The organism is Anaerolineae bacterium (genome assembly GCA_013178165.1).
GTDB lineage: Bacteria > Chloroflexota > Anaerolineae > Aggregatilineales > Ch27 > Ch27.
In genome coordinates, this window is sequence record JABLXG010000001.1 from 450,129 (window position 1) to 472,958 (window position 22,830).

The 22,830-nt window shown below is 63.8% G+C and carries 14 protein-coding genes; all 14 read right to left on the reverse strand.

From position 1 onward, the window contains the following. Position 1 precedes the first annotated feature (1 nt). The 14 genes from HPY64_01845 to HPY64_01910 all read right to left on the reverse strand — a co-directional run bounded on the left by HPY64_01845 (position 2) and on the right by HPY64_01910 (position 22,629). Positions 2-4,489 (reverse strand): protein kinase, encoded by a 4,488-nt coding sequence (locus HPY64_01845; protein ID NPV65869.1) that lies wholly within the window; start codon positions 4,487-4,489, stop codon positions 2-4. Positions 4,490-4,587: 98 nt separating this feature from the next. After that, positions 4,588-5,100 carry an FHA domain-containing protein gene (locus HPY64_01850; GenBank protein ID NPV65870.1) on the reverse strand — a complete coding sequence of 171 codons (513 nt, stop codon included), beginning with the start codon at positions 5,098-5,100 and terminating at the stop codon, positions 4,588-4,590. Positions 5,101-5,156: 56 nt separating this feature from the next. Beyond that, positions 5,157-6,428 (reverse strand): SH3 domain-containing protein, encoded by a 1,272-nt coding sequence (locus HPY64_01855; GenBank protein NPV65871.1) that lies wholly within the window; start codon positions 6,426-6,428, stop codon positions 5,157-5,159. Between the two features lie 213 nt (positions 6,429-6,641). Beyond that, a complete protein-coding gene (locus tag HPY64_01860; protein ID NPV65872.1) occupies positions 6,642-11,924 on the reverse strand; it encodes a tandem-95 repeat protein in 5,283 nt (1,760 codons plus the stop codon). Between the two features lie 44 nt (positions 11,925-11,968). Further along, positions 11,969-12,109, reverse strand: a complete 141-nt coding sequence (locus tag HPY64_01865; protein ID NPV65873.1) for a hypothetical protein — start codon at positions 12,107-12,109, stop codon at positions 11,969-11,971. Between the two features lie 224 nt (positions 12,110-12,333). Continuing rightward, positions 12,334-13,143: an IS982 family transposase gene (locus HPY64_01870; GenBank protein NPV65874.1), complete on the reverse strand. Its 810-nt coding sequence runs from the start codon at positions 13,141-13,143 to the stop codon at positions 12,334-12,336. Positions 13,144-13,206: 63 nt separating this feature from the next. Beyond that, positions 13,207-13,356, reverse strand: a complete 150-nt coding sequence (locus tag HPY64_01875; GenBank protein ID NPV65875.1) for a hypothetical protein — start codon at positions 13,354-13,356, stop codon at positions 13,207-13,209. A gap of 81 nt (positions 13,357-13,437) precedes the next feature. Then, on the reverse strand, positions 13,438-14,730 hold the full coding sequence (locus HPY64_01880) for a hypothetical protein (protein ID NPV65876.1): 1,293 nt from the start codon (positions 14,728-14,730) through the stop codon (positions 13,438-13,440). A 70-nt stretch (positions 14,731-14,800) separates the two neighbouring features. Continuing rightward, positions 14,801-15,781 (reverse strand): hypothetical protein, encoded by a 981-nt coding sequence (locus HPY64_01885; protein NPV65877.1) that lies wholly within the window; start codon positions 15,779-15,781, stop codon positions 14,801-14,803. Between the two features lie 4 nt (positions 15,782-15,785). Continuing rightward, a complete protein-coding gene (locus tag HPY64_01890; GenBank protein NPV65878.1) occupies positions 15,786-17,141 on the reverse strand; it encodes a hypothetical protein in 1,356 nt (451 codons plus the stop codon). Positions 17,142-17,440: 299 nt separating this feature from the next. Further along, a complete protein-coding gene (locus tag HPY64_01895) occupies positions 17,441-18,136 on the reverse strand; it encodes a response regulator transcription factor (protein NPV65879.1) in 696 nt (231 codons plus the stop codon). 54 nt (positions 18,137-18,190) lie between these two features. Beyond that, positions 18,191-19,966 carry a HAMP domain-containing protein gene (locus HPY64_01900; GenBank protein NPV65880.1) on the reverse strand — a complete coding sequence of 592 codons (1,776 nt, stop codon included), beginning with the start codon at positions 19,964-19,966 and terminating at the stop codon, positions 18,191-18,193. A gap of 73 nt (positions 19,967-20,039) precedes the next feature. Further along, the gene (gene glpK, locus HPY64_01905; GenBank protein ID NPV65881.1) at positions 20,040-21,545 is read right to left on the reverse strand and encodes a glycerol kinase GlpK; all 1,506 of its coding nucleotides are present in this window, start codon (positions 21,543-21,545) and stop codon (positions 20,040-20,042) included. Between the two features lie 82 nt (positions 21,546-21,627). Next, the gene (locus HPY64_01910) at positions 21,628-22,629 is read right to left on the reverse strand and encodes a D-cysteine desulfhydrase family protein (GenBank protein NPV65882.1); all 1,002 of its coding nucleotides are present in this window, start codon (positions 22,627-22,629) and stop codon (positions 21,628-21,630) included. Between the last annotated feature and the right edge of the window lie 201 nt (positions 22,630-22,830).

Here is a 22,830-nt window from a genome sequence, read left to right on the forward strand (position 1 = left end):
GCTATCCTGGCTGTTCTGGTTCCGCTTCCCCGCAGGTTGCCCGGTAATCTGCGCCGGGCAAGTATTGCGCCCACTCCTCCGCGTTCAGGTTGCGTCCGGCGATCTGGCAGGCGTGCTCCGCCCAGACAGCCGTGCCGACATCCCAGCGCGTGATGGCTGTTGTCGTGCTCCCGGCCAGCAGGGTCTGGCCGTCAGCGGCAAAGGCCAGGGCGGTGATCCAGCCGCCTTCCCCCACCAGCGCCGCGCCGAGCGGCCGCCCCGTCCCAACATCCCACAGCAGAATGCCGCCGTCACGGCTGCCGGTCGCCAGGGTGGAGCCATCCGGGCTGAAGACGGCGCTGAGCACCCAGTGGGCGTGCCCGACCAGCGGTGGACGGATCGCCTGCCCGCTGGCGGCATCCCACAACCTAACCAGATTATCCCGCCCACCAGAAGCCAGCAGTTGCCCGTCCGGGCTGAAGGTCAGGGTCATTACCGCGGTATCGTGGGCCGGGAAGGCGGCGATCTGGCGGCTGTCGGTCGTGTCCCAGAGCACAATCTGCCCGTCCCGGCTGCCGGAGGCCAACCGCCGACCATCCGGGCTGAAGGCCAGCGCCGTCACACTATCGCTGTGGCCCTGCAGCGGATCGCCGCTGGCGGCCCCGGTCGCCGCGTCCCACAGCAGGATCATACCGTCGTCGTCGCCAGAAGCCAGCCGCGAGCCATCCGGACTGAAGGCCAGGCTGATCACCGCGCTGGCGTGTCCCGGCATCGGTTCGCCGACCGGTGCTGCCGCGCCGTCCGGCGTCACAGCCCACAGACGTACGGTCTGGTCGACGCTGCCGGAAGCCAGCTGCGTGCCATCCGGGCTGAAAGCGATCACAGTAACCACTTCCGCGTGGCCCGGCAGCGTGACTGAGGGCGGTGTGCTGCCGGGGCTGGCGTTAGCAAGTTGCCAGAGGGTGATGGCGCTGCTTTCGTTCGAGCCGAGGTACTGGCCGGTGGCTGTCGCCGCGAGCGCACCATCCGGGCTGAAGGCGATGCTCGCCGCTGAAGGCAGGGCGATGGCGACCGGATGGGCTAACCGCTGGCCTGGCTCGCTGGCCCATAGCACGACAGCGTTATCCTGTCCCCCGGAAGCCAGCAACGATCCATCCGGGCTGAAGGCGACGCTCCACACGGCGTCGCGGTGGCCATTCAGGGTGGTGGTGAGCAGGCCGCTGTTGGCCTCCCACAGGCGGAGCGTGCCATCCATGCTGGCGGTGGCCAGGCGTGCCCCATCCGGGCTGAAGGTGACATCCCGGATCCAGCCGCTATGGGCATTTTGCAGGCGGCCCAGCGCCTGGCGGGTCTGTGCATCCCACAGGATCACGCTGGCGTCCACGCCGACCGAAGCCAGGCGCGTCCCATCCGGACTGAAGGCCAGAGCCAGCACCCAGTTGGCATGGGCGGCCAGCGGATCGCCGAGCGCTTCCCCGCTGGCCGCATCCCACAGACGAATGGTCTGCTCCTCACCGGCGGAAGCGATCAGACGGCCATCCGGGCTGAAGGCGACGGCATAGATGGCGCCGGTGTGGCCTTCCAACCGCCGGGTGATGGTGGGGGTGCCCGTCAGGTTCCACAGGAGCAGCCCGCCTTCCGCGTCGCCGGAGACCAGCGCCGCGCCGTCCGGGCTGAAGGCAATAGCCCATACCTCTGCGGCGTGCCCGACCAGCGGGTCGCCAATCGGCTCTCCGGAGGCTGCATCCCACAGGCGGATGGTACGGTCGCGGCCTGCCGAGGCCAGCAGCGATCCATCCGGGCTGAAGGCCAGGCCGTTGATCCAGTCTGTGTGGCCGGTCAGCGGCGGGTCGATGGGCTGGCGGGCGGCCACATCCCAGCGGCGGATCGTGCCGTCGCGCCCGGCGCTGACCAGCATCCGCCCATCCGGCGAAAAAGCGACATCCCGCACCCAGTCGGTGTGGCCGTGGAGGAAGGTGATCAATTGCGGCTGGGCCTGCAGGCCGGTCAGCAGGCTGCTGCGCGCCTCGAACGTATCCGCGCTGCGCAGAGCCTCCAGGCTGAGCAGCAGGGAGAGGTCGAGCGCGGCGCGGCTGGTGATGGCGGTGGCGGCCAGTTCCCGCGAGCGGGAGATACGCGCTTGCTGGGCGGTGGCCGCCTGCTGGTCGAAAGCGAATTTGGCCAGTCCCAGGGAGACAAGGGCAAAAAGGATCAGAGCGGCAATGAACAGCCGCAGGCGGTTGGCGGCGCGCCGTCGCAGGGCGACGCTGGCGTCCAGATAGGCGATCTCATCCGCGTTGAGCGTCAGGCTGGTGCTGGCGCGCCAGGCCTCGAACTGGGCCAGGCGGTTGCCGGTAGCCAGATAACTGGGATCGCGCCCGGCATTGTTCCACTCCAGGATGGCGGTAGCCAGGCGGCGCTGGGTCAGCAAGTCGGCGCGGTTCTCCTCCAGCCAGCCCTGCAGCCGATCCCACTCCCGGATCAGGGCTTCGTGTGCTACTTCGACGGTTGGCTCGCGGGTCTGCGGGTCGTGATCAAAGGTCAGCAGGCGGTTGCGGCCAAACAGGTCAAGGATTTCGCGGATGACCGGGCGCTCTGGTTCTGACACCAGGGAGAGCAGTGCGCCCCATTTGACGCGCTGGCGCGTGGCCTCGGTGCCCTCGCTGACGGCCACCAGACGCAGCAGGAGTTGACGGGCAAGCTTCTGGCGCGGCGGTGGTAGTTGCTCATACAGCTCATCAGCGCGGCGGGCCAGCGTGCCGGAAATGCCGCCGGCTTCCTGGTAGGCCGCGTAAGTCAGGGTTGTGTTCTGCCGGCGCTCGAACAGATCGGTCAGGGTGTACTGGAGCAGGGGCAGGGCGCCGGGTTGCTCGATCACATCGTCCACCAGGGCGCGGGCCAGCACCGGCTCGATGCTCAGCCCGGCGCGTTCCGCCGGGCGGAGGATGGCCTGCTCCAGTTCGCTGGCGTTCATCGGCAGGACAACTTCGGTCTGCTCGCGGATCAGGTTGCCAAAGTCGGGGTAGAGCAGCGGGCGGTCGTAGAAGTCAGCGCGCAGGGTGATGATAGCATGCAGGCGGCAATCCGGGGCGGTTACGGCGTGGTGCAGACTCTTGAGAAAGCGAGCGCGGATAGTTTCATCGGCGGTCTGGGTGAAGATCTCTTCGAACTGGTCGATGACCAGCAGTAAATCCGAATCGTCATCCGGCAAAATCTGGCCCACGATGCCGGCCAGACCCTCTATACTGCCGCGCAGCCGGGCAGACATATCCGGCGGCGGGGCCAGCGCGATGCGCAGCAGAGCGGTTTCCAGTTCAGCGAAGGGGTCAGCGCCTGGTTGCATACGGACGATGAACCAGCGTGCCGAACCGCTGACATAGCCCTGGCGTAGCAAGGGGATGACGCCCGCCTGCACCACGCTGGATTTGCCGCTGCCGCTGGGGCCAACCACCGCCAGAAAACGCCCGGCGCGATCGGGGTCCTGCAACCGCCGGAGCAGCCGCGCCGTCAGCGCCTCGCGGCCAAAGAAGTCGCTGGCGTCGGCTTCCTGAAAGGCGCGCAGGCCCTTGTAGGGATTCTGCAATTCCAGAGCATGCCCCTGCAGCACAATCGTTGAGGCGTCGGTGGGCATGTCGGCGGCTGGCGCTGGTATGCTGGTGGGCGGTATAGGCAGGGTCGCCAGGCCGGGGACGATCTGCCGGAAATCGGCGGCCATGGCCAATGCGCTTTCATAGCGGGCTTGCGGCTCTTTGGCAGTGGCGCAGCGCAACACGTTATTGATCTCATGCGGTAGCTCCGGGCGCGCAAACTGCACCGGCGGCAGGGGATCGTTGAGATGGCTGCGGATGATCATGGTCGTTTCGGCGTGGGCGAATGGCACACGTCCGGTCAGGGTGGCATAGAGCACAATGCCCAGGCTATAAATATCTGTTTGCGGGGTGACCACCCCTTCGGGGCTGAATTGTTCCGGCGCCATGAACAACGGTGTGCCGATGCGCGGCCCCTTGTGCAACATTTCCTGAACATCTAGCAGATTCTTAGCGATGCCAAAATCAGCCAGGTAGCAGTTGCTGTCTTCGTCCAGGAGGATGTTGCCGGGTTTGATGTCCTGGTGGACAATGCCGCGACGGTGGGCGGCGTCCAGTGCGGCGGCCACCTGATCCAGCAGGCGCGCCGCCGCCTCCAGTGACCAGGCTCCTTCCAGGGCCAGCCGCTCGTGCAGATTGCCGCCGCGCAGCAGGCGCATGACCAGATAGGCCCCGTCCGGTTCCCGCCAGTAGTCGTACAGAGGGACAATGTGGGGGTGTTCCAGGCGGGCGATTAACTGCGCTTCGGCTTCAAAGCGGCGGATGAATTCCGGGTGGTTGGCATATTCGGGCAGGATGGCCTTGATGGCGACTTCCCGGTCGACGATGGGCTGCTGGGCGCGGTAGACCGCGCCAAAGCCACCGACGCCGATCAGGTCGGTCAACAGATAGCCCTTGATGACTTTGACATCCTGTAATTGCATGGGCTGCCCGCCTCGCGTGTGGGTAGTATCTCAGGGTTCGGAACCAGCCAGGTAAGCCAACAGGCGGCGATCGGCGGACGGTTTGCCGCCCGGCGCGGCTACCCCTGGAAGTAGATGTAGATCACCAGCGCCCCCAGCCGGATCTGGTCGCCGCTCTGCAGGACATACGGCATCTGGGCCAGCAGGCGTTTGTTGTTGACCCAGGTGCCGTTGGTGCTGCCCAGGTCTTTGATGGTATAGACGCCATCAGCATAACTGATACTGGCATGATTGCGGGATACCCCCGCCCGGACGGCCAGTTGCGGGTCGAGCAGCGCCGGGCCGCTTTCCCCACTGCCGCCGCGCCCCAGGATGATCGTCTGTTCGTGGCCGAGCAGGATGGGTTGTTCCTGTCCAACGACAAACAACGCCAGCGACGCGGCGGCGGGTGGAGCCTTAGCCCCAGGCGGGGGGGAGGCTTCAGCGGCCAGCTTGAGGATTTCCGTCTCGCTGACTGGCCGGGTGGTAGTATCGCTGCGCCCGCTGACCAGCAGCGCCCCGCAATGAACACAATAAGCCGCTTCCTCGGCATTCTCGTGTTTACAGGTCGGGCAGATTTTGACGGTGATCATCAATCAGCCCACGCTTCTCTACCGGCCCATAGCCGGCGGGGCGCACCGCGCAAAGTTTACTTCTTGGTCTGGCCGGGTGGGGTACCGCCCTGGCCGGGGGCCGTGCCGCCCTGACCGGGCGGAGCCGCCCCCTCCAATCCCGGTGGCAGGGTGTCGGAGGAACCGGAAGAGGTTTCCGCGGCGGCTGCGACGCTGGCGCTGCTGATCACGCCCCCCGCCTCCGCCACTGCTTCCAGCAACTGCATGATCTGGGTGGCTTGCAGCGGGCTGGCGATCGTCACGGGGCTACCCAGCAGGTTCAGCGGCAAGGCCTGAAGCGCGGCCAGGTCATATGGCGCAGGCGCACTGGGTGGCGCAACGGGGGTCAGGTCCGCGCTGAGCGGGATGCTGACCTGTGTCCCGGCGAAAACCGGCTGTTGCCGCCCGGCGGCCTCGACGATGGCCCAGCCGCTGAGCACGCTGAAGGTCATCTGCTCGCCTGGCGCCGCCTGCAGGTAGGCTGTGGCGCTCATCTGGATACTGACCTCATTGACCAGCAGGGTGACCTCCGCCACCCCCTCCGGGGTCTGGATCAGCAGGCCGCTGGGCGGGCTTTCCACACAGGCAGCGTCATCGATGCCGCTGCGGAAGTAAAAGGCCTGCATCGGCCCGTAGAATGGCGCCCACGACTCGACCACATTCAGGGTGTTGATGTCTTCCTCGCTGGTCAGGTTGGCGGCAAAGGTCCAGCCGACCCGGTCATTATCCGGCAGGGCCACGCGCAGCCAGGAGTTATCGGCCAGGCGGGCTTTGGCGGTCACTGTCTGGCCAGGCTGGAGCACCCCGATCACGCCAGCATTGGGCGTCGGCGCCAGCCGCACGTTTACCGCTGTGCGGGAGGCTACCGTGACCTCGATGGTAGGAGCCGGTGCGACCCTGTTATTGATCTCCACATCGCCGAACAGCAGGAAGGTGACCGGCTGCGGGCTGGCATACTGCATATAGGCGCGCAGGTTCATCAGGGCCACCCCCCACAGCCCACTTTCCAGATCCATCGGACTGAGGCGGATGGTCTTCAGGTCGACCAGTTCGGCGATATCGCCTTCCTGGCTGAACGCGAACTCCTCAACATGATCCTGTGGCAACGCATCCACCAGCACATGGCCGTAACAGGCCTGGTTCTCGCCGATACGCTCGCAGAGCTGGTGGGTGGTGGCCAGGGCAATTTCCACGATCTGAGGGCATGCGCTGGTAGTGGTTCCTCCCGATTGGGCCTGCAGGGTTACGGGGGAGCAGAGAATCAGCAGGACGGCGATGATTATTCCCACCATCATGGCTGGCTGTTTCATGGTATCTATCCTGTCAATCGCACTCATTGGCTACCGATCGCCTCTAACCTCTAAACCGCTTTCACTGCCACAATGTTACGGCCAGCTCCCAGGGTGTGGGATTTCCCATACCCTGGGCCTGCCCGCCGGTAGCCTTTGCATCCTGATTGGCCCTGGCTGAGGGCAGTTTCGCCCTCAGCCAGAAGCTATTTCCATCTTACATCCCTGGTTGCCCTAGTTGACCCTGATCGTCACGGTCGCCACATTCGACGTGGCTGAGCCATCGCTGGCGCGGTAGGTGAACGAGTCTGTGCCGGTGTAGCCGGGTTTTGGCGAATAGGTGAACGAGCCGTTGGCGTTGAGTGTCAGCGTACCGTTAGCCGGGCCAGCAACCAAGATCGCGGTTAGCGGGCTACCTTCCACATCGGTATCGTTGCTCAACACGCCGGGCGCAGCAACGTTAAGTGTACTGTTCTTCTTGACGGAGTACGAGTCGTTGTTGGCTACCGGCGGGTCGTTGACCGGGGTGATAGTGATAGAGACAGTCGCTGTAGCTGTACCGCCCTTGCCGTCGCTGACCGTGTAGGTGAAGCTGTCTGAGCCGTTGTAGTTGAGCAGCGGCGTGTAGGTGAAGGCGCCATTGGCGCTGAGCGTCAGGGCACCGCGTGACGGATTGCTGGCGACGGTGGCCGTCAGCGTGTCGCCGTCTGGATCGCTATCGTTGCCCAGCACGCCGGGTACCATTCTAATCAGCGGTGTGTCCTCGGCGGTGGTATAGGTGTCATTGACGGCAATGGGGGCGCTGTTTGTCCGCATACTGATGTCGTCCACCCACCAGCCATCAGCCGTCGCCGTGCCGAGCGCCGAGAGGCGGAAGCGCAGGGCCAGCAGGGCATTGTTGCCGGTGTAGGGCGGCGTCAGGCCAAACCTGCTCTGGATCAGCGCTCGCAGCGGAGCTTCCCGCAATTGCCAGGTCGTGCTGGTGGCCGGACCGCATACTTCAGTGGCGACAGCGACCCAGCGGTTGAAGCTCACGTACGGCAGCGAGATTTCCGGCACGACGCAGGTGGTCTCATCGGCCAGGTCGTAACTCTCGTACCAGGACAGCACCGGCTGGGTGGCCCCGGTCAGGTCGATCAGACCATCCAGGGTGAGGGACATGTCATCGCGGTAGGCGTAGCTCCCCAGGGGGCTGTCGTGGAAGGAGAAGCTGGGCACAGCGGTGTTAAGCTGGATAGCCGCCGGGCCGGTGTTGTCGTAGTACCACAGCTCAATTGTGTAGGCGCCAGGGCCGAGGGTCACGCTGACCGCATCCGTTGGCGTGAGCGGCTCAGTATCCATCCAGCGGTTGATCACCGGGTTGGTGTACGGGCCTGCCGGGTAGATGTAGAGTCGTGCACCGTCGTTGTGGGTCACGCTGAAGTCGTACTGCCGTGTCGCCGGGACGGTGAAGGCCCGTACGAACTTGATAGCGAAGTGGTCGTAGCCGGTCTTCCAGGACGTGGTGCTACAGGTGCCGTCCGGGTGAGGGATGGCCCCCGCACTGCAGTTGAAATTGACAGCGCTGAGGGGCACCGGCCCGCCGCCATAAGGGGTGTAGGTGGCGCCCAGGTTCTGGCTACAGCCAGTACCCGTCGGGAAGGTCTGGCCCAGCATGGCCTTCTCGGCGCGCTGGGCATCGGTTGCGCCGCCGCATGTCCCATACTGCTCCAGATCGTAGAAGTAGGCGCTCCAGGAGCCAGGGCCAAACGCGCCGCTGCCGCTGCCCGCGCTGCGGGTGATCCCGCTGATGCCCCAGGTGCCATCTGGTACCCAGCCGGCCAGGCTGTCGGCGTCTTCATAGAAGCTGGTGTACGGGGTGATGGTTGGGTTATAAAGCTGAACCGACACATCATCGATCCACCAGCCATCGGCGACACTATCCTGTTGCAATGCATCCAGGACAAAGCGGATGCGTACCAGCTTGCCCTTGAAGGGCCGTAGATCGGCCTGACGACGATCCCAGGAAAGAACAGTGTTGTAGTAGTGCTGGGAGATCTCCGTCCAGGCTGACCAGTTGCTCCAGCCCGGCCCGTTCCATACGGAGACCTGCACGCGGGCGTAGTCATACTGGCTCAGAGCGAAACGATCCCACCAGTACAGGATGGGGAAGTCGTTAGCGCCCAGTCCGCGCAGATCGATCGGCTTGATCAGCTCCAGCACCGACCATGTGTCAGTCGTGTAGGAGATGTTCGGGCTATCGGTGAGGGCATATGTGCCGCCGTGACGGCTCTCGTTGCTCAGGTTCCAGCTACCGCCCAGGCGCCAGTTAGTCGTGCCTTCCATGTCGTCGCTGAAGGGCAGAGTATGGGGACTGGTCAGGCCGGTATATTCCGCCAGGCGGATGTCATCGAGCCAGACGCCATCACCGACCGCCGTGTCGGCGCGCGCATCCATACGGAAGCGCAGGTAGAATGGTGTGCTGATGTACGGCGTCATGTCCACCGAGACCCGCTCCCAGGCGAGCTGGCGGTTGAACTCCACCCAGGGTACGCCGGAAGTGCCAGTCGAATCGGGCGCCTCAGGGTTGGTCGAGCCGTCGTTGGAGCGATACTGGTAGGACCAGATCGTCTGCCAGGTCGCTCCCATATCGGTTGAGATTTCGACGTAGAAAGCGTCGGTCGCCGCAATGTCGCGCCGGTACCAGAAGCTCAGTTCCGGCTGGGTGGCTCCGCCTGCGGCCAGGTTGAAGCGTTTGGCCGTTTGCAGGCTGCTGTTGCTGCCGTGAACGTATGTCCCGCCGGGCGAGTCCGACCAGGCGGAGAAACCGCTGTAGGCGCTTTCCGGGGAGATTGTCCACCTGCCGCCGGGGAGCCAGTTATCTCCGCCCAGTTCCATGTCATCAAAGAACGGGTAGGTGAAGAAGCTATTGTCGTGATTCTGGATCGCGACATCGTCGATCCACCAGCCGCTCGATTCGTTAACGGCGTCAGAGGTCAGCCGGAAGCGCAGGTAGAACGGCTGAGTCTGGTAGCCGCTCAGCGGAATCTCCTGACGGGTGAAGGCTGTGTTGGTATCGCCGGTGGCGAGCGGGCCGCCGGTCAACGGCGTCCAGGTGATCTCGTCATAGGAGATATCGACGAAGATGCTATCGCCGACGCCCAGCCGCCAGGCATGGTAGAAGACCAGTTCCGGGCTGGTGGCGACGGTGGTGTCGGTGATGTCCACCACGCCGTTGAGTTGCAGGAGGTAGCTGGCGTTACCGCTGTAGTTGCTGTAGGGGCTATCCGACCAGGCGCTGATGCCGCTGTAGGCTCTTTCGGTGGTGATTGCCCACTGACTGCCCGGTAGCCAGTAGCGGTTGCCGCTTTCCATGTCGTCGAAGAAGCCGATGGTGTAGACCTCCGGCACGCTCTGGTCGATCAGGATTTCGTCGATCCACCAGCCCTGCTCGGTGCCGGGATCATCGCCACCCTGCAGCATAAAGCGGAACTCGATGGTCTTGCCGGTGAAGTCCAGCGTAGCCGGGGTACCATTGGTCATCGATTCACCGGAAAAGGCAGACAGATCGATAACCTCGCGCGTCCAGTCCAGTTGCGTCTCCGGCCCCTGGTGTAACCGCTGGCCATACCAGGTGTTGGTTCCGGCCTCGCGGAACTGGAGCCAGGCTACATCGCTGGCATCGGCCAGCACCCAGCGGTTCCAGAAGCTCATCTGTGGTGGGGTGGTCAGCGTAGCCAGGTTAACCGTGCCGCGCAATTCCAGGTGGCAGCGGGTATCGGGATAGTAGTTGATGTTCGGGAAGTCCGTCCAGGAGGGGATGCTGTCCTGGTAGGCGCTGTCGTTGGTCATGGCCCAGCCGCAGAGGCCGCGATCCTCGTTGGTCCCGTCATGCGGGGCGAAGATCACCAGCGCGTTGCCGGTGTACTCGGCATATTCGACCACGATGGTGTGCTCAACGCCACCGGAAAAGGTGTAATTGATGGACGTCTCGTAGCGGCCCGCGCCCAGTACCCACTGGTTAACCACCGGGCTGCCGTCGATGAATATGCGGATAGCGTCATCGGCCATGATCTTGAAGGTGGCCGTGAAGTCATTGGCCACGCCGAAGGAGCGTGTCCAGCGGGCGATGAAGTTATCGGTGCGCCAGGGGTTGGCCGTGCCACAGTCGCCGCCTGGGGCGGGGCCACCGGTGCCCCAGTTGAAGGCTAGCGGCGCATTGTAACCCTGAGTAACGGTGCAGTCCGGCGGCGTGGACATCTCGGCATTGACATTGTCAATGGTCGCGCCGCTCCAGGCCCACCACTCCACCTGCCAGTCTTCGTAGCCCATGAAGACCGCGCCGTTATTCAGCCGCCACCAGTCGCGGTTGGCTTCCAGGACGGGGTCCCAGAAGGGGGCTTCGAAGGCGAAGTCAGCCGGGACAGCGGTGGGCACCGGTGTGGCGCTCCCCGCATTGACGTTGAGGGTCACGGTAGCCGTGGATTGGACGCCGCTGGCATCAGTGATGGTGTAGGTGAAGGTATCTGTGCCAACGAAAAAGAGTGGCGCCTGGTATTCGAAGTAGTCGTCGCGGCCAGCGCCAACGCCGGTCGAGCCGTTGGTGATCAACCTGACCCGACCGCCCTGGGTCGTGACGGCATCAAAGCGGACGATGTAGAGATTCTCTGGTTGTTGGGCGCGATCGTTGGCCAGGACATCAACGATTCTGGTCCATCCAGCGTTGCTGACGATGTCGATATCGTCGACCGCTATCGGTTGCCATGACAGGGGATCGGTGCCGTTGCATAGCTCCTCGCCATCCGAGATGCCGTCACCGTCGGTGTCTGGGTTAGTGGGATTGGTGCCGTAGACGAACACCTCTTCGCCATCCCACAATCGGCGTCCGCAGCTGTTGGCCGAGTCCCCGTCGGTATCGGGATTTGTCGGATTGGTACCCAGGATTTCCTCCAGGCCGTTGTTCAGCCCATCGCCATCGGGATCATCGGTGGAGGAGTAATTCAGAGTGCCAAACCAGAGCATCTCCCAGGCGTCTTCCAGACCATCCGGTTCAGTGTCGCTGATGGTCGCCAGCAGCGTGATGTCCTTGACGATAGTGCGCCGGGCTGTGAAGTTGAGGGTGATGTTTGGCCAGATGTTGTTGAGGAATGGCGTGATCAGGTTGACGGTGTTGGTGCTGTTGATCTGCAGGATGTCGCCATTCTCCAGCATAGCGTCGCTGATCGAAGCGCAGGGGATGGTCGTCCCGGTGTTGGCCTTGATGTAGTTGATCGTCACCGTCTGTGAGTTGACAAAGAACACATTGCGCGCCGTGGCTTCCATCCCGGCGCAGTCCAGGTAGCGCCGGGTGCCGACCAGGCCGACGACGGTGGCGTAACGCGCGGCTGCCCGCAGGTTACCCGAGGCCGAAGTGTAGGCGATCAGCAAACGCCCGAAATCGAGGATGCCAAAAATCAGAAAGAGCACGACAGGCAAAATCAGGGCAAATTCCACCAGCGCCTGGCCCTGTTTGCGGTTAGATAAGGACTTGGTGTGCATAAGGCCGCTTCTCCCGGCTCTGTTTACGATATGGCGGGACGACTTCAGGGCGAGACTGGATCGTTGAAAACGGTCTGGGTAGCTTCCACGGTCAGATTGATCTGGCTGGCAATCTGAGCGATCAAAGGCGTCAGGATGCGGTAGGGATAGATGATCTGTACCCGGACGGTCGCGCCGGCACCCATCAATGCTGGCGGCGCGAAGATATTGACTGTCGCCGTGTCCCAGTTCAGGACGCCACCGACTGCGTTGCGCGCGCGCCACTCAGCATTGTTCGGATCGCTACAATCCCTGCCTGCGCTGAGGTCGCTATCTGCCGCGGTGCGGCATAGCGGATTGATGGAAAGGAACAGCGCTGCTTCGCCGGCGCTGTCTTCCAGCGCTACATAGATGAAGTAAACCTTGATTGCTAGTTAGCGTTGGTCAAGGCCAAGGCGATGAGCGAGGCCAAGACCTTCAGGGCAACACCAGCATTGGTACGAGCATGAAGGCGTTGCAGACCCATCTTCTCCAACTGGCTATTGACCGTCTCGATCATCGAGCGGTGTTGACGGATCAGGCGGGCATCTTCCTGGCTGTTGCCGCGCATGTTGCGGCGATAGGTGGGGATCAGACGCACACCACCATAGCAGTAGGCGATCAGTTCGTCTTTCTGGCTGACATAGCCTTTGTCGGCGACCACTTGGCTGCCCTCCGGCAAGGCCGCCAACAACTCCTGAATCGGGACCAACTCATCACACGCCGCTGGCAACAGCTCAAAAACGACGGGTACACCCGCAGCATCGCAGACCAAGTGCAATTGCCAACCGAAATAGTGCTCCTGTTTAGCCGCACAGTACCCGGCATACGCCGCCCCCTGCACCTTGCGGCAGCGTTTGGCTCGCACGCGTTTGCAGATGGGGATGGGCAGCGTATCCACGATGAAGACCTTGCCCTTGGCCAACACTTCACCCATGATCCCGGCGACGTGCCACAGCCACTCCCTCAACGCGTGCAGCCGCCGGTTGAAGCGCGACACACTGAACGCACGCAGGTAGCCCAATTGGACCAGCAGATACAACGCACGTTCGTGATGATTTTGAAAGTACTTGGCCGCTACCACTGCCACTGTCAGGATTTCCGCTGCGCTCAGTTCCGCGCGCCCGTCGTCGCTATACCGCAGAGCGCACAACAGATCATCCAGCACGACATATACCGTTACAATGTAGGTGTCGTTCATGCTGCCTCCTCGTCCAGTGGTCGTTTCGCAACTACCATTCTAACGAGTGCAGCATGAACGTCTTCAACTAGCAATCAAGGTGAAGTAAAGCCGCCCCAGGTCGAGCAAGCCCGACAGGATGAGCAGGATGATAATTGCCGTGAGCGAGAACTCAACGAGACTCTGGCCCCGTTGTCCGGCGTGCAGAGCATTTCTCAGTCTGCGTTTGAGCATGGAATTCCTCCCGTAAAGGCCCGGGTGGGGGGAGGGTGTACCACTCCCCCCGCTACGGCTATGTCGTTTGGATCGCCCGACTTATTCCTCGAGCTGAATCGACGGTGGCATGGGCGGCAAAAGCGACGGATCGTAATGGATCTCGTTATCACTGCCGGAAATGGCAACGGTGTCAGCGATGATCGCCCCGCGTCCAAACGAGCGTGAGTTCGAGAAGTCAACATTCGCCCTGGGGGCATAGATGATACCCTGCCAGACGGTGCTGGTGCTGCTATAGGTGATGCTGACGTTGCTGTTCTTGTTGCAGCCACCACCGTCAACATTGGTGAACAGGAGCAGGCCACCTACCGGCGTCGGCTGGGAGCCAGGCGTTGAGTAGGCGGGGTGGGCGGTCAGGTTGGTGTTGGCGCTGATGTTGATGCTACCTTCAGAGACGATCGTGATGGTAGCGGTGTGGGTGCCGCTGCCCAGGATCTGCAGGTTGCCTTCCGAATAGATCAGGCCGCCCTGGGCAAAGCGCGTGCGCTCGGCTTCACGGTTCAGGTTGATCTGGTGGTTGCCACTGCCCGCGAAGTACCATAGCATGCCATCGGCCTGCGCCTTCTGGAAGTACAGGCCGCCGGGCCGGTAGTCCTCGATGTGGTAGAATTCCGGCACTTCAAACCGCTCAGGGAGCACAGAGGGGTTGTTGGTGGCCGGGTCGAGGGTCATGTTGTTAGCGTTGTAGTTGCACATGTAATCTACGTAGCCGTAGATATCATGATCTGACCCCTGGGACTGCACTTCGCCATTGCAACGCAGATTACCGTAGATGTCATTATCGGAGACCGTGACGGAACAGGCATTCTGGCAACTGCACCCGCGCGAGTTGATGCCCATGATGGCGCCACCGTCGTTGGCCGCGTCCCAGCCGCGGATGCAGTGGCCCAGCGCGTAGGTGGTCACGGCCAGGTCCCCGCCGTACACCAGGTGGATGAAATAGGAGGGGATTTCGGCGGTGATGATGACCTCAGCGAAGCTGGCCGGCGGCGCTGACGTTTGCAGTGTCCGGCTTGGCGGATTGTTGACGGTGACGGTCATCGTTGTGCCGTCATTGACGAAGCCATTGTCGGCGGCTGCCGTCAGACCGGCAGAGACCGGATCGCCGTTTGTGCACAGCGCGTAGGTAGCCGCCATCACTGCGGCGTCGGAGGCATTCTGGGCGTCGCGCTCCAGGAAGAATAGCCGTCCGCCGTCAATGGCCAGCCCCAGCACGGCCAGCAGGGCAATCATACCGAAGGCCATCAGGATAATCACCTGGCCGGACTGGGCACGCCGCCCGGAGAGCGACAGGCGCCGGATAAGGGAGTGGATAAAGCCTTCTTTGCGGTTCATCTGTCTTACCTCGCTTTTGCTGCAACTGATCAGGGTTGATGCCTCAGTGGGTTGTCGGACAACTATCCCGCTATGGGATTTCGATGACGGCCAGTTCAAAGAGCGTTTCCGGCTCTCTGCCGGGTTGAATCAGGGTCAACGTGCCATTGCTGGCGCGGGCGATCACGCAGTCCGTGCAGGTCAGCAGGGCCGGGGTGGCCGTGCTGCGCGTACCGTCCCGGTTGTACAGGTAGATCAGGTTGGCCCGGTCCCGGGTGACGCGGGCGTAGTCAAACAGGTACGAGGTAGGCACGCCGCTATACGTCCCGCTGGCGACGGTCACAGTCTGGTAAGCGCCTGCGCTGCCGTAGACGCCCAGCAGGCCGGTCAGATCGGACCAGCTCCACAGGCCCCCGCGCTGGAAATAGCCCGCCAGATTCACCTGATCGGGCCGGGCGGGGACGGCCACCGTCAGGACATTGCGGATATCGGCAGCCCGCACCGCCTGGATGCTGGCCAGTTCCTGGATCACATTGAAGGCCCGCCCGTAAGGCGGCACAACGACCAGCGTATTCTGCGGCGTGGCGGCGATCAGGTAATCCATGAAGTCGTCAGCGCCCCGCAGGATGTAGACCACCTGCCGCCCGGAACGGGTGACCAGCAGCAGCCGCTCGGCTTCCGCATTCAGCCGGACATAGCGCAGCAGGTAGGCCAGCGGGACGCCACGGTAGGTGGTGCCTTCCACGTCCCGGCTGATCAGCTGGCCTGCCGTCCCGTAGACGCCCAGCAGGTTCACGATGTCATCCCAGCGCCAGTAGCCACCGTTGGCCATCTCGCCGCTGAGGGCGATGGTCTGCCCATCCTGCGGCAGGCGCAGGGGCGGGCTGCTGGGCCGCGTGGGGGAGGGCGTCACGCCGGGGATAAGTCCTTCGGGCGTCGCAGTGGCCTGTGCGGCGGCGCTCTGGCGGGCGTTAAAATCGCTCAGGCCGGTTACAAAGCCGAATAGCGCCAGCACCAGCGCCGCGGCGACCACGATGGCAAAGGGGAGATAGCTTCTCAGGTTGGTGAACATAGGCTCACTCACCATCTCCTGCGGATACCCGGGCGACCCGCACGATATGCTGCGGCGCATCAACCAGCGCCACCGGCTCCGGCGCGGGCGGGCAATAGGCAGGCTGGTGGCGGATGACGCCTCCAGCGCTGTTGACCATCACCCGCTGGCCCAGCACCGCACCCTCCAGCACCGCCTCTCCGCTGATGTCGATCCTGACGCCGCCAGCAGGGGCCAGGATCAGCCCGGCCAGCCGATCGGCGTCCTCAGCCACTGTGATGGCTCCTTCCCTATCTGCGCTACTGCTGTAGAACAGCACGCCGGCGGTATGCGGGGTAAGGTCGGCAGCCAGTTCCGGCGCAAGGATGATGCGATCGGAGCTCACCAGGGTCAGCCGCCAGGGGGAACCATCGCTCCGGGGCGGCAGACTGTCCAGCTGAATCGGGCCATCGGTCACATACAAGCCATTGCCGTGAAGGGCGATGGTATCGCCGTCAATACCGCCGGGCAGGTTGTGTGCTCCACCACGCGCTTCCGCCGACCGCCACAGGAACCCACCGGGCTGGAAGTCCTGCAGCCGATAAAGGTATGGCGATAGGATGTCATCCCCGCTCATTGGGCTGAGGCCCTGTGCAGGCTCCACCCCTTCCCATACCAGGCTGGCTTCAGCTCCCGCGCCGATAGTCACGGGGAAGACCGAGTCCAGGCGGATGGGCGTTTCTCCGCCACGGAGGGTCAGCCCGCCACTGCTGTGGATACCGCCGCTGATTGTGAGGCCGGAACCGACGATTGAAACCGGACTGGTGGTGGTATCGGTATCCAGGCCATAGAGGACATAGGTGCCACACCAGGCGGTTTCATCCCAGGTGGCGGCAGCTTCCGCCCGGATGGTGGTGTTCTTGAGGCCCATCAGCCGGATCATCAGCGTATCCTGCGGGTAATACACCTCGACGTGCAGGCCATACAGGGCCGCGCAGGGCACCGCGCCGCTGGCGCCGACCTGCCAGGGCAGGCCGGTCTCCGGGTTGATCAGGTCGATCAGAGCGCCGGTAGCATCCCGGCTCAGGTAGTACGCCTGCACGTTCAATTCCCGTGTCGTATCCAGCACCTGGTTCAGGTCGGCGTAGAGCGAAATCCGCTCCCAGATCAACCGGTCGGAGGTCTGGTCACACACAAAGCCGGGAGTGAGCAAAAGCTCCTGCAGGCTTCCCGCCCCGGCCAACGCGGACGCCTCCGCCGCGTTCTGAGCCAGATACCGGTTCCAGGCAGCGCTCCGACCGTCGACGATCGCAAGCAGGATGACCAGCAGGCCGACCAGCGCCAGGATCACCAGCCCTGCGATCCGCCATTTTGAGCCTGTGAGTCGCTGCCGACTGAACACCACTGCCTCTCGTTCTGGCTGTCAGCCCGGTATCACCGACGACGACCACGCGCAGGTGGCTGCCTGCACCACCACGTCACGCTTGCCTGGCCAAAGGCGCCATACTCCCTGCTATGCAATGGTATTCGTTAACAGAATACGCAGGACGGTAGGGCAGGAGCAATGGTACCTTTGTTCAGCCTCAGTCTCATCATAGCGGAATCACAAAGGCGCGGGGTAAAACTTGGTAAAAAATTCCGCTTTTGGTCAACGATTCCCCGGTGGAAGGCTGGCGGCAGCCTGCGGATGGGGAAAGCTCCCTACTCGCCGACGATGTATCCGCGCCCGTGTACGTTGCGCAGGTAGCGCGGCTCGTCTGGATTGCTCTCGATCTTGGCCCGCAGGTTGCGCATGTGAACATGCACCAGTTTGGGGTTGCCGGTGCCCGGCGGGTATTCCCATACGTTTTCCAGCAGCTCGGCGGTAGAAACCGGCTGTCCGGCGTGCAACATCAGGTAGTGCATCAGGCGGTGCTCGACGGCGCTGAGTTGAATGCGGGTTTGCCCGATCAGGAGTTCGGGGCGGGTGATGTGCAGGGCCATTTCGCCGACGACGACGTAATCCGCGTGGACATCCAGGGCACCGCCCGGTGCGCGGCGCAGCAGAGCGCGCAGGCGAGCCGGTAGCTCGATCACCTCGAACGGTTTGCTCAGGAAGTCGTCGCCGCCTGCGTCCAGGGCCTCGGCGATGTCGGTGGGGCGATTCTTGGCCGTCAGGAACAGGATCGGGATGCGCGCCAGGAAGGGGTCGGCCCGCAGACGGCGGCACACTTCCACCCCGTCCATTTCTGGCATGATAATGTCCAAGACGATGATATCTGGGCGCTCCTGCCTGACGATCTCCAGCGCGTCACGTCCGCTTTGTGCAGTGGTGACGGTGAAACCGGCCCCTTCCAGGACCCGGCGCACCGCCCGCAGCACCTGAGGATCATCATCAACAGCCAGCACGGTCGGCATATCCGGTTACCCTCCCCCCACGTTCTGACGTCGCCCGGCAGGATCGGCGGGCTGTCAGTCAGCGGGCGGGGCACTGATCGGCAACTTGACGGTGAAGCGCGCACCCGCTCCGGCCTGACTTTCGACTGTCATTATACCCCCGTGCCGCTGGACGACATCGTGGCAGATGGCCAGGCCCAGGCCTGTGCCCTGCGGCTTGGTGGTGAAGAACGGCGTGAAAATGTGCGGCAGGTCTTCCGCCCGGATGCCCACCCCGTTGTCTTCGATGGTGACTTCGACCATCTGCTCGGCCCGGTTGTAGGCGGTGCTGACCCGGATCTGGCTGTTGGGAATATCGCGGACGGCATCGCGGGCATTCAGCAGCAGGTTGATCCAGACGACATCCTCCAGGTGTCGCCCGCTGGCGGTGATCGGCGGCAAGTCCGGTGCCAGCTCGATCACCAGCCGGCTGATGTATGGTTCTACCTGCGTCCTGACCAGGGCGATGGCGTTTTGTACAGAGGCGTTGACATCGGTCTCGCCCATGTCCAGCGGCAGGGAGCGGGTCAGGTTGAGCATTTGCTCAACGATGGTGCCGGCGCGGTAGGCCGCTTCTTTGATCGCCTGCACGGACTCGCGCAGGTCGTCATCCAGATCAGGGCGGCTGAGTAGCAGATGCACCTCAGCGACGATGCTGGTCAGCGGGTTATTGATCTGGTGGGCGACACCCGCAGCAGTTTCACCTGCGGCGGCCAGCCGGGCGCTACGGGCCAGCTGCTCGTGTGCCTGCGCCAGCGCCGCCTGGGAGCGTTCCAGTGAGTTGAGCATCGCGTTGATCGAGTTGGCCAGGTCCGCCAGTTCATCCTGGCCTTCCACGACCACGCGGGTGGAGATGTCGCCGCGCTGGCCGATGTCACGGATGCGGTTGGTCAGTCGTAACAGACGGCCCAATACCACCCGATCAAGGAGGAACAGGCTGCCCAGTGTGGCTGGCAGGCTGAGGATCAGGATGACAGCCAGCTGGACGAAAATGACGGCTTGCCCCTGGCGGTAGATCTCGCGAGTTTGTTCCACCTGCAGGATAAGGATCGGCGTGCCGTGAAGGTCTGCCAGCAGGGCATAGCTGGCGATGCGGCGATCATCCAGGGTGCGGACGATGAGAGGGCTGGCGCTGGAAAGCTGATCGCGGGCGGTGACGAAATCCGGCGGCAGGCGCGGATCATGGTACGGCTGGAGGCGAAGCGGCAGGCGGGTGATGGCGGCCAGATGCTGGATTTCCAGGCTGTCCAGGTAGCGGCCCCAGATCAGGGTGCCAACCAGGGAGGGGCTGCCGTCCCCGGCTACGACCGGGGCCGCCAGAACCATCAGCGGCCCTTCTGGCAGCATAAGGTAGCCATTCTGGATTGTGTCGCTATCCGCGTGGGTCAGCAGTGTAGCGTCGATGCGCAGGTATTCCAGCAGGGCGCGGGGGGCCTCTGTCAACTGGCGGTTGTAGCGGTCGTAGCCGCCGGCATAGCGCACACGCCCGGCAGCATCCACGACGATGATCACGCTGAGGTCGCGCGCGGCAAAGACGCTGGCGCCGAACGTTGCAGCGGACGCCTCGTCGTCATCGGCTGTCAGGAAGCGGTAGAGGGTTTCCTGCCAGGCCCGGTCGGTGGCGAAAGGGCGCAGGGTGGCAAAGCTATCGGCCAGTGCGTTGAGGGCGCGTTGCATGTTCTGCCTGGCGGTTTCCTCCTCCAGCGCCATGAAGTTGTTCAGCAGGAGGGTCTGCGCGGTGGCATACAGCGCCAGCATCAGGCTGAAGAACAACAGGCCGATGATCAGCACCACCTTGCGCCGGAGGGTCATGCGCACACCCTTTCCCTGTGACCGGCAGTAAGCCTCATCCGGGCCTGCAGCGGGCCTGACGCCCGACCCGCCTTCACTCTACCCAGCCGAAAGTGCGGGTGACCGCTTTTTTCCACTGCGCGTAAAGCACTGTGCTGGCCTGGCTGCCTGGCGTTGGCTCCCAGACTTTATCCACGCCCCAGTTCTGGCGCATCTCGTCCGTGCTCTGCCAGAAGCCGACAGCCAGCCCGGCGGCATAGGCCGCGCCGAGGGCGGTGGTCTCCGCCACGCGGGGGCGCACCACCGGCACACCCAGCACATCCGCCTGGAACTGCATCAGCAGGTCGTTGAAGACCATGCCGCCGTCAACCTTGAGGGCCTTGAGGCTTACGCCGGAGTCGGCTTTCATGGCGTCCAGCACTTCACGGGTCTGGTAGGCGGTGGCTTCCAGCACGGCGCGGGCAAAGTGGCCGCGGTTGACATAGCGGGTCAGGCCGACGATCACGCCGCGGGCATCAGAACGCCAGTAAGGCGCGAACAGGCCGGAGAAGGCCGGTACGAAGTAGATGCCGCCGTTGTCATCGACGGTGCGGGCCAGCGCCTCGATCTCCGGTGCGCTGTCGATCATCTTCAGGTTGTCGCGCAGCCATTGCACCAGCGCTCCGGTGATGGCGATGGAGCCTTCCAGCGCGTAAACAGCCGGCTGCCTGCCGAACTTGTAGCAGACGGTGGTCAGCAAGCCGTTGCGCGAGTGGACGATCTCCGTCCCGGTGTTCAGGAGCATGAAACAGCCGGTACCATAGGTGTTCTTGGCCTCGCCTATGTCAAAGCAGGTCTGGCCGACGGTGGCTGCCTGTTGATCACCCAGATCGCCGGAGACGCGGATGCTGCCCCGGAAGGGGCCGGATGGCCGGGTATGGCCGTAGACCTCTGAGGAGGAGCGGATCTGCGGCAACATGTTCATCGGCACGCCCATGATCGCGCAGATTTCCGGGTCCCAATCCAGTGTCTGCAGGTTCATCAGCATGGTGCGGCTGGCGTTGGTCACGTCGGTGACATGTGCGCCGCCTTCCGGGCCGCCGGTCAGGTTCCAGATCAGCCAGGTGTCGATGTTGCCGAAGAGCGCATCGCCGCGTTCAGCGGCTTCCCGCAGGCCGGGCACGTTATCCAGCATCCAGCGGATCTTGGGGCCAGAGAAATAGGTTGCCAGCGGCAGCCCAACCCGTTCCCGGAAGCGGTCTTGCCCGCCCTCGCTGGCCAGCGCCTCACACAGTTTATCGGTGCGCGTGTCCTGCCAGACGATGGCGTTGGCGTAGGGCCGGCCGGTATGCCGATCCCAGATCACGGTTGTCTCCCGCTGGTTGGTGATGCCGACGGCGGCGATATCGTCCGGGCCGGCCCCGGCCTTGCGCATGGCCTCCTTGATGACTTCCTGCGTGTTGGCCCAGATTTGCAGCGGGTCATGCTCCACCCAGCCGGGGGTAGGGTAGATCTGTCTGTGCTCAAGCTGGTGGGCGGCCACCGATTCGCCGCTGTGGTTGAAGATCATACAACGGGTACTGGTCGTCCCCTGGTCGATGGCAGCGACATACTTGGGCATGGTTCTCTCCTCGGTTCACATGGCCCCGCCTGCGGGGCCGCTCAGGCGCATTATGTAGCCGGCAACAGACAGCGCGCCATCCTCACTCACGCAGCAGGTCGGCGCTGCGGGCCAGCAGGCCGGGCAACCCGCCCGTATGCCAGAACAGGATCGTCTCCTCCGGGCGGAAGACCCCGGCGCGAATCATATTAACCAGCTGGGCAAAGGCCCGACCGGTATACACCGGATCAAGCAGGATGCCTTCTGTCCGCGCCAGCAGGCGGATGCCCTCGCGCTCGGCGGCGGTGGTGACGCCATAGGCGTGCGGGCCGCAGGCGTCATAGAAGACGAAATCGGCGTTCGTGAAGGTCAGCCTGAGGCCCAGGTGCTCCGCCGTCGCTGCTGCCAGGGCGCGGACCGTCCCGGCGATGTCCGGGATGGCGAAGTTGTTCATGCCGATCACCGTCGCGCCCAGATCAAGCGCCTTAACGCCGACCAGGACGCCGGCATGTGTCCCGCCGGAACCGGCTACCAGGACGATGCGGTCAACATGTTCGCCCTGCGCGGCCAGCTGCCCGGCCAGTTCCTCGACGGCGGCGACATAGCCCGTCGCGCCGACCGGCACCGAGCCGCCGGTGGGGATGACATACGCCCTGCCGCCCCCGGCGGCAACCTCCGCCGCGACTTCGGCCATAACTTCTTCGCGCGGGCGACCGTTCGTCCAGCGCACTTGCGCGCCGAGCAGGTCATTCAGCAGCAGGTTGCCGTCCCAGTATTCGCGGGGCAGCGGTTCCCCGGAGAGCACGAGCACACAGCGCAGGCCGTAGCGGGCAGCAGCGGCGGCTGTCTGGCGGCAGTGGTTGGATTGCACGCCGCCGGGCGTGATCAGCGTATCCGCGCCGTGGGCCAGCGCGTCGCCGAGCAGGAATTCCAGCTTGCGGGTCTTATTGCCGCCGGAAGCCAGGCCGGTCTGGTCATCGCGCTTGATCAGCAGGCGCGGGCAACCGGGCAGAGCGCGGCGCAGGCGGGGCAGATCATGGATCGGTGTGGGCAGGAAGGCCAGCGGCACGCGCGGCAGGTGGGCGGTCAGCGACTGGTCGGCCATGGCGGGGCATCTCCCGTCGGGTGGATGGCGTCACGGCTCCATTGTATGGCGAATGCGCCGGGAGGGGTAGGCGGGCGTATTCTTTCACGCAAAATGTTACCGAGGGGGTATGGTTCACTCAAAAGATAATGTTACCGAGGGAACCATGTCCAGCGACGAACAGATGACCATTGATGAACGACGCAAGTACCTGCGAACGAT

What these genes read in the sequence shown, in the direction of transcription:
- HPY64_01895 (NPV65879.1), bottom strand. Translation starts at nt 18,136, where the DNA reads ATGCCGACCGTGCTGGCTGTTGATGATGATCCTCAGGTGCTGCGGGCG.
- HPY64_01860 (NPV65872.1), bottom strand. Translation starts at nt 11,924, where the DNA reads ATGCACACCAAGTCCTTATCTAACCGCAAACAGGGCCAGGCGCTGGTG.
- HPY64_01875 (NPV65875.1), bottom strand. Translation starts at nt 13,356, where the DNA reads ATGCTCAAACGCAGACTGAGAAATGCTCTGCACGCCGGACAACGGGGC.
- HPY64_01910 (NPV65882.1), bottom strand. Translation starts at nt 22,629, where the DNA reads ATGGCCGACCAGTCGCTGACCGCCCACCTGCCGCGCGTGCCGCTGGCC.
- glpK (NPV65881.1), bottom strand. Translation starts at nt 21,545, where the DNA reads ATGCCCAAGTATGTCGCTGCCATCGACCAGGGGACGACCAGTACCCGT.
- HPY64_01900 (NPV65880.1), bottom strand. Translation starts at nt 19,966, where the DNA reads ATGACCCTCCGGCGCAAGGTGGTGCTGATCATCGGCCTGTTGTTCTTC.
- HPY64_01855 (NPV65871.1), bottom strand. Translation starts at nt 6,428, where the DNA reads ATGAAACAGCCAGCCATGATGGTGGGAATAATCATCGCCGTCCTGCTG.
- HPY64_01880 (NPV65876.1), bottom strand. Translation starts at nt 14,730, where the DNA reads ATGAACCGCAAAGAAGGCTTTATCCACTCCCTTATCCGGCGCCTGTCG.
- HPY64_01865 (NPV65873.1), bottom strand. Translation starts at nt 12,109, where the DNA reads ATGGGTGCCGGCGCGACCGTCCGGGTACAGATCATCTATCCCTACCGC.
- HPY64_01850 (NPV65870.1), bottom strand. Translation starts at nt 5,100, where the DNA reads ATGATCACCGTCAAAATCTGCCCGACCTGTAAACACGAGAATGCCGAG.
- HPY64_01885 (NPV65877.1), bottom strand. Translation starts at nt 15,781, where the DNA reads ATGTTCACCAACCTGAGAAGCTATCTCCCCTTTGCCATCGTGGTCGCC.
- HPY64_01870 (NPV65874.1), bottom strand. Translation starts at nt 13,143, where the DNA reads ATGAACGACACCTACATTGTAACGGTATATGTCGTGCTGGATGATCTG.
- HPY64_01845 (NPV65869.1), bottom strand. Translation starts at nt 4,489, where the DNA reads ATGCAATTACAGGATGTCAAAGTCATCAAGGGCTATCTGTTGACCGAC.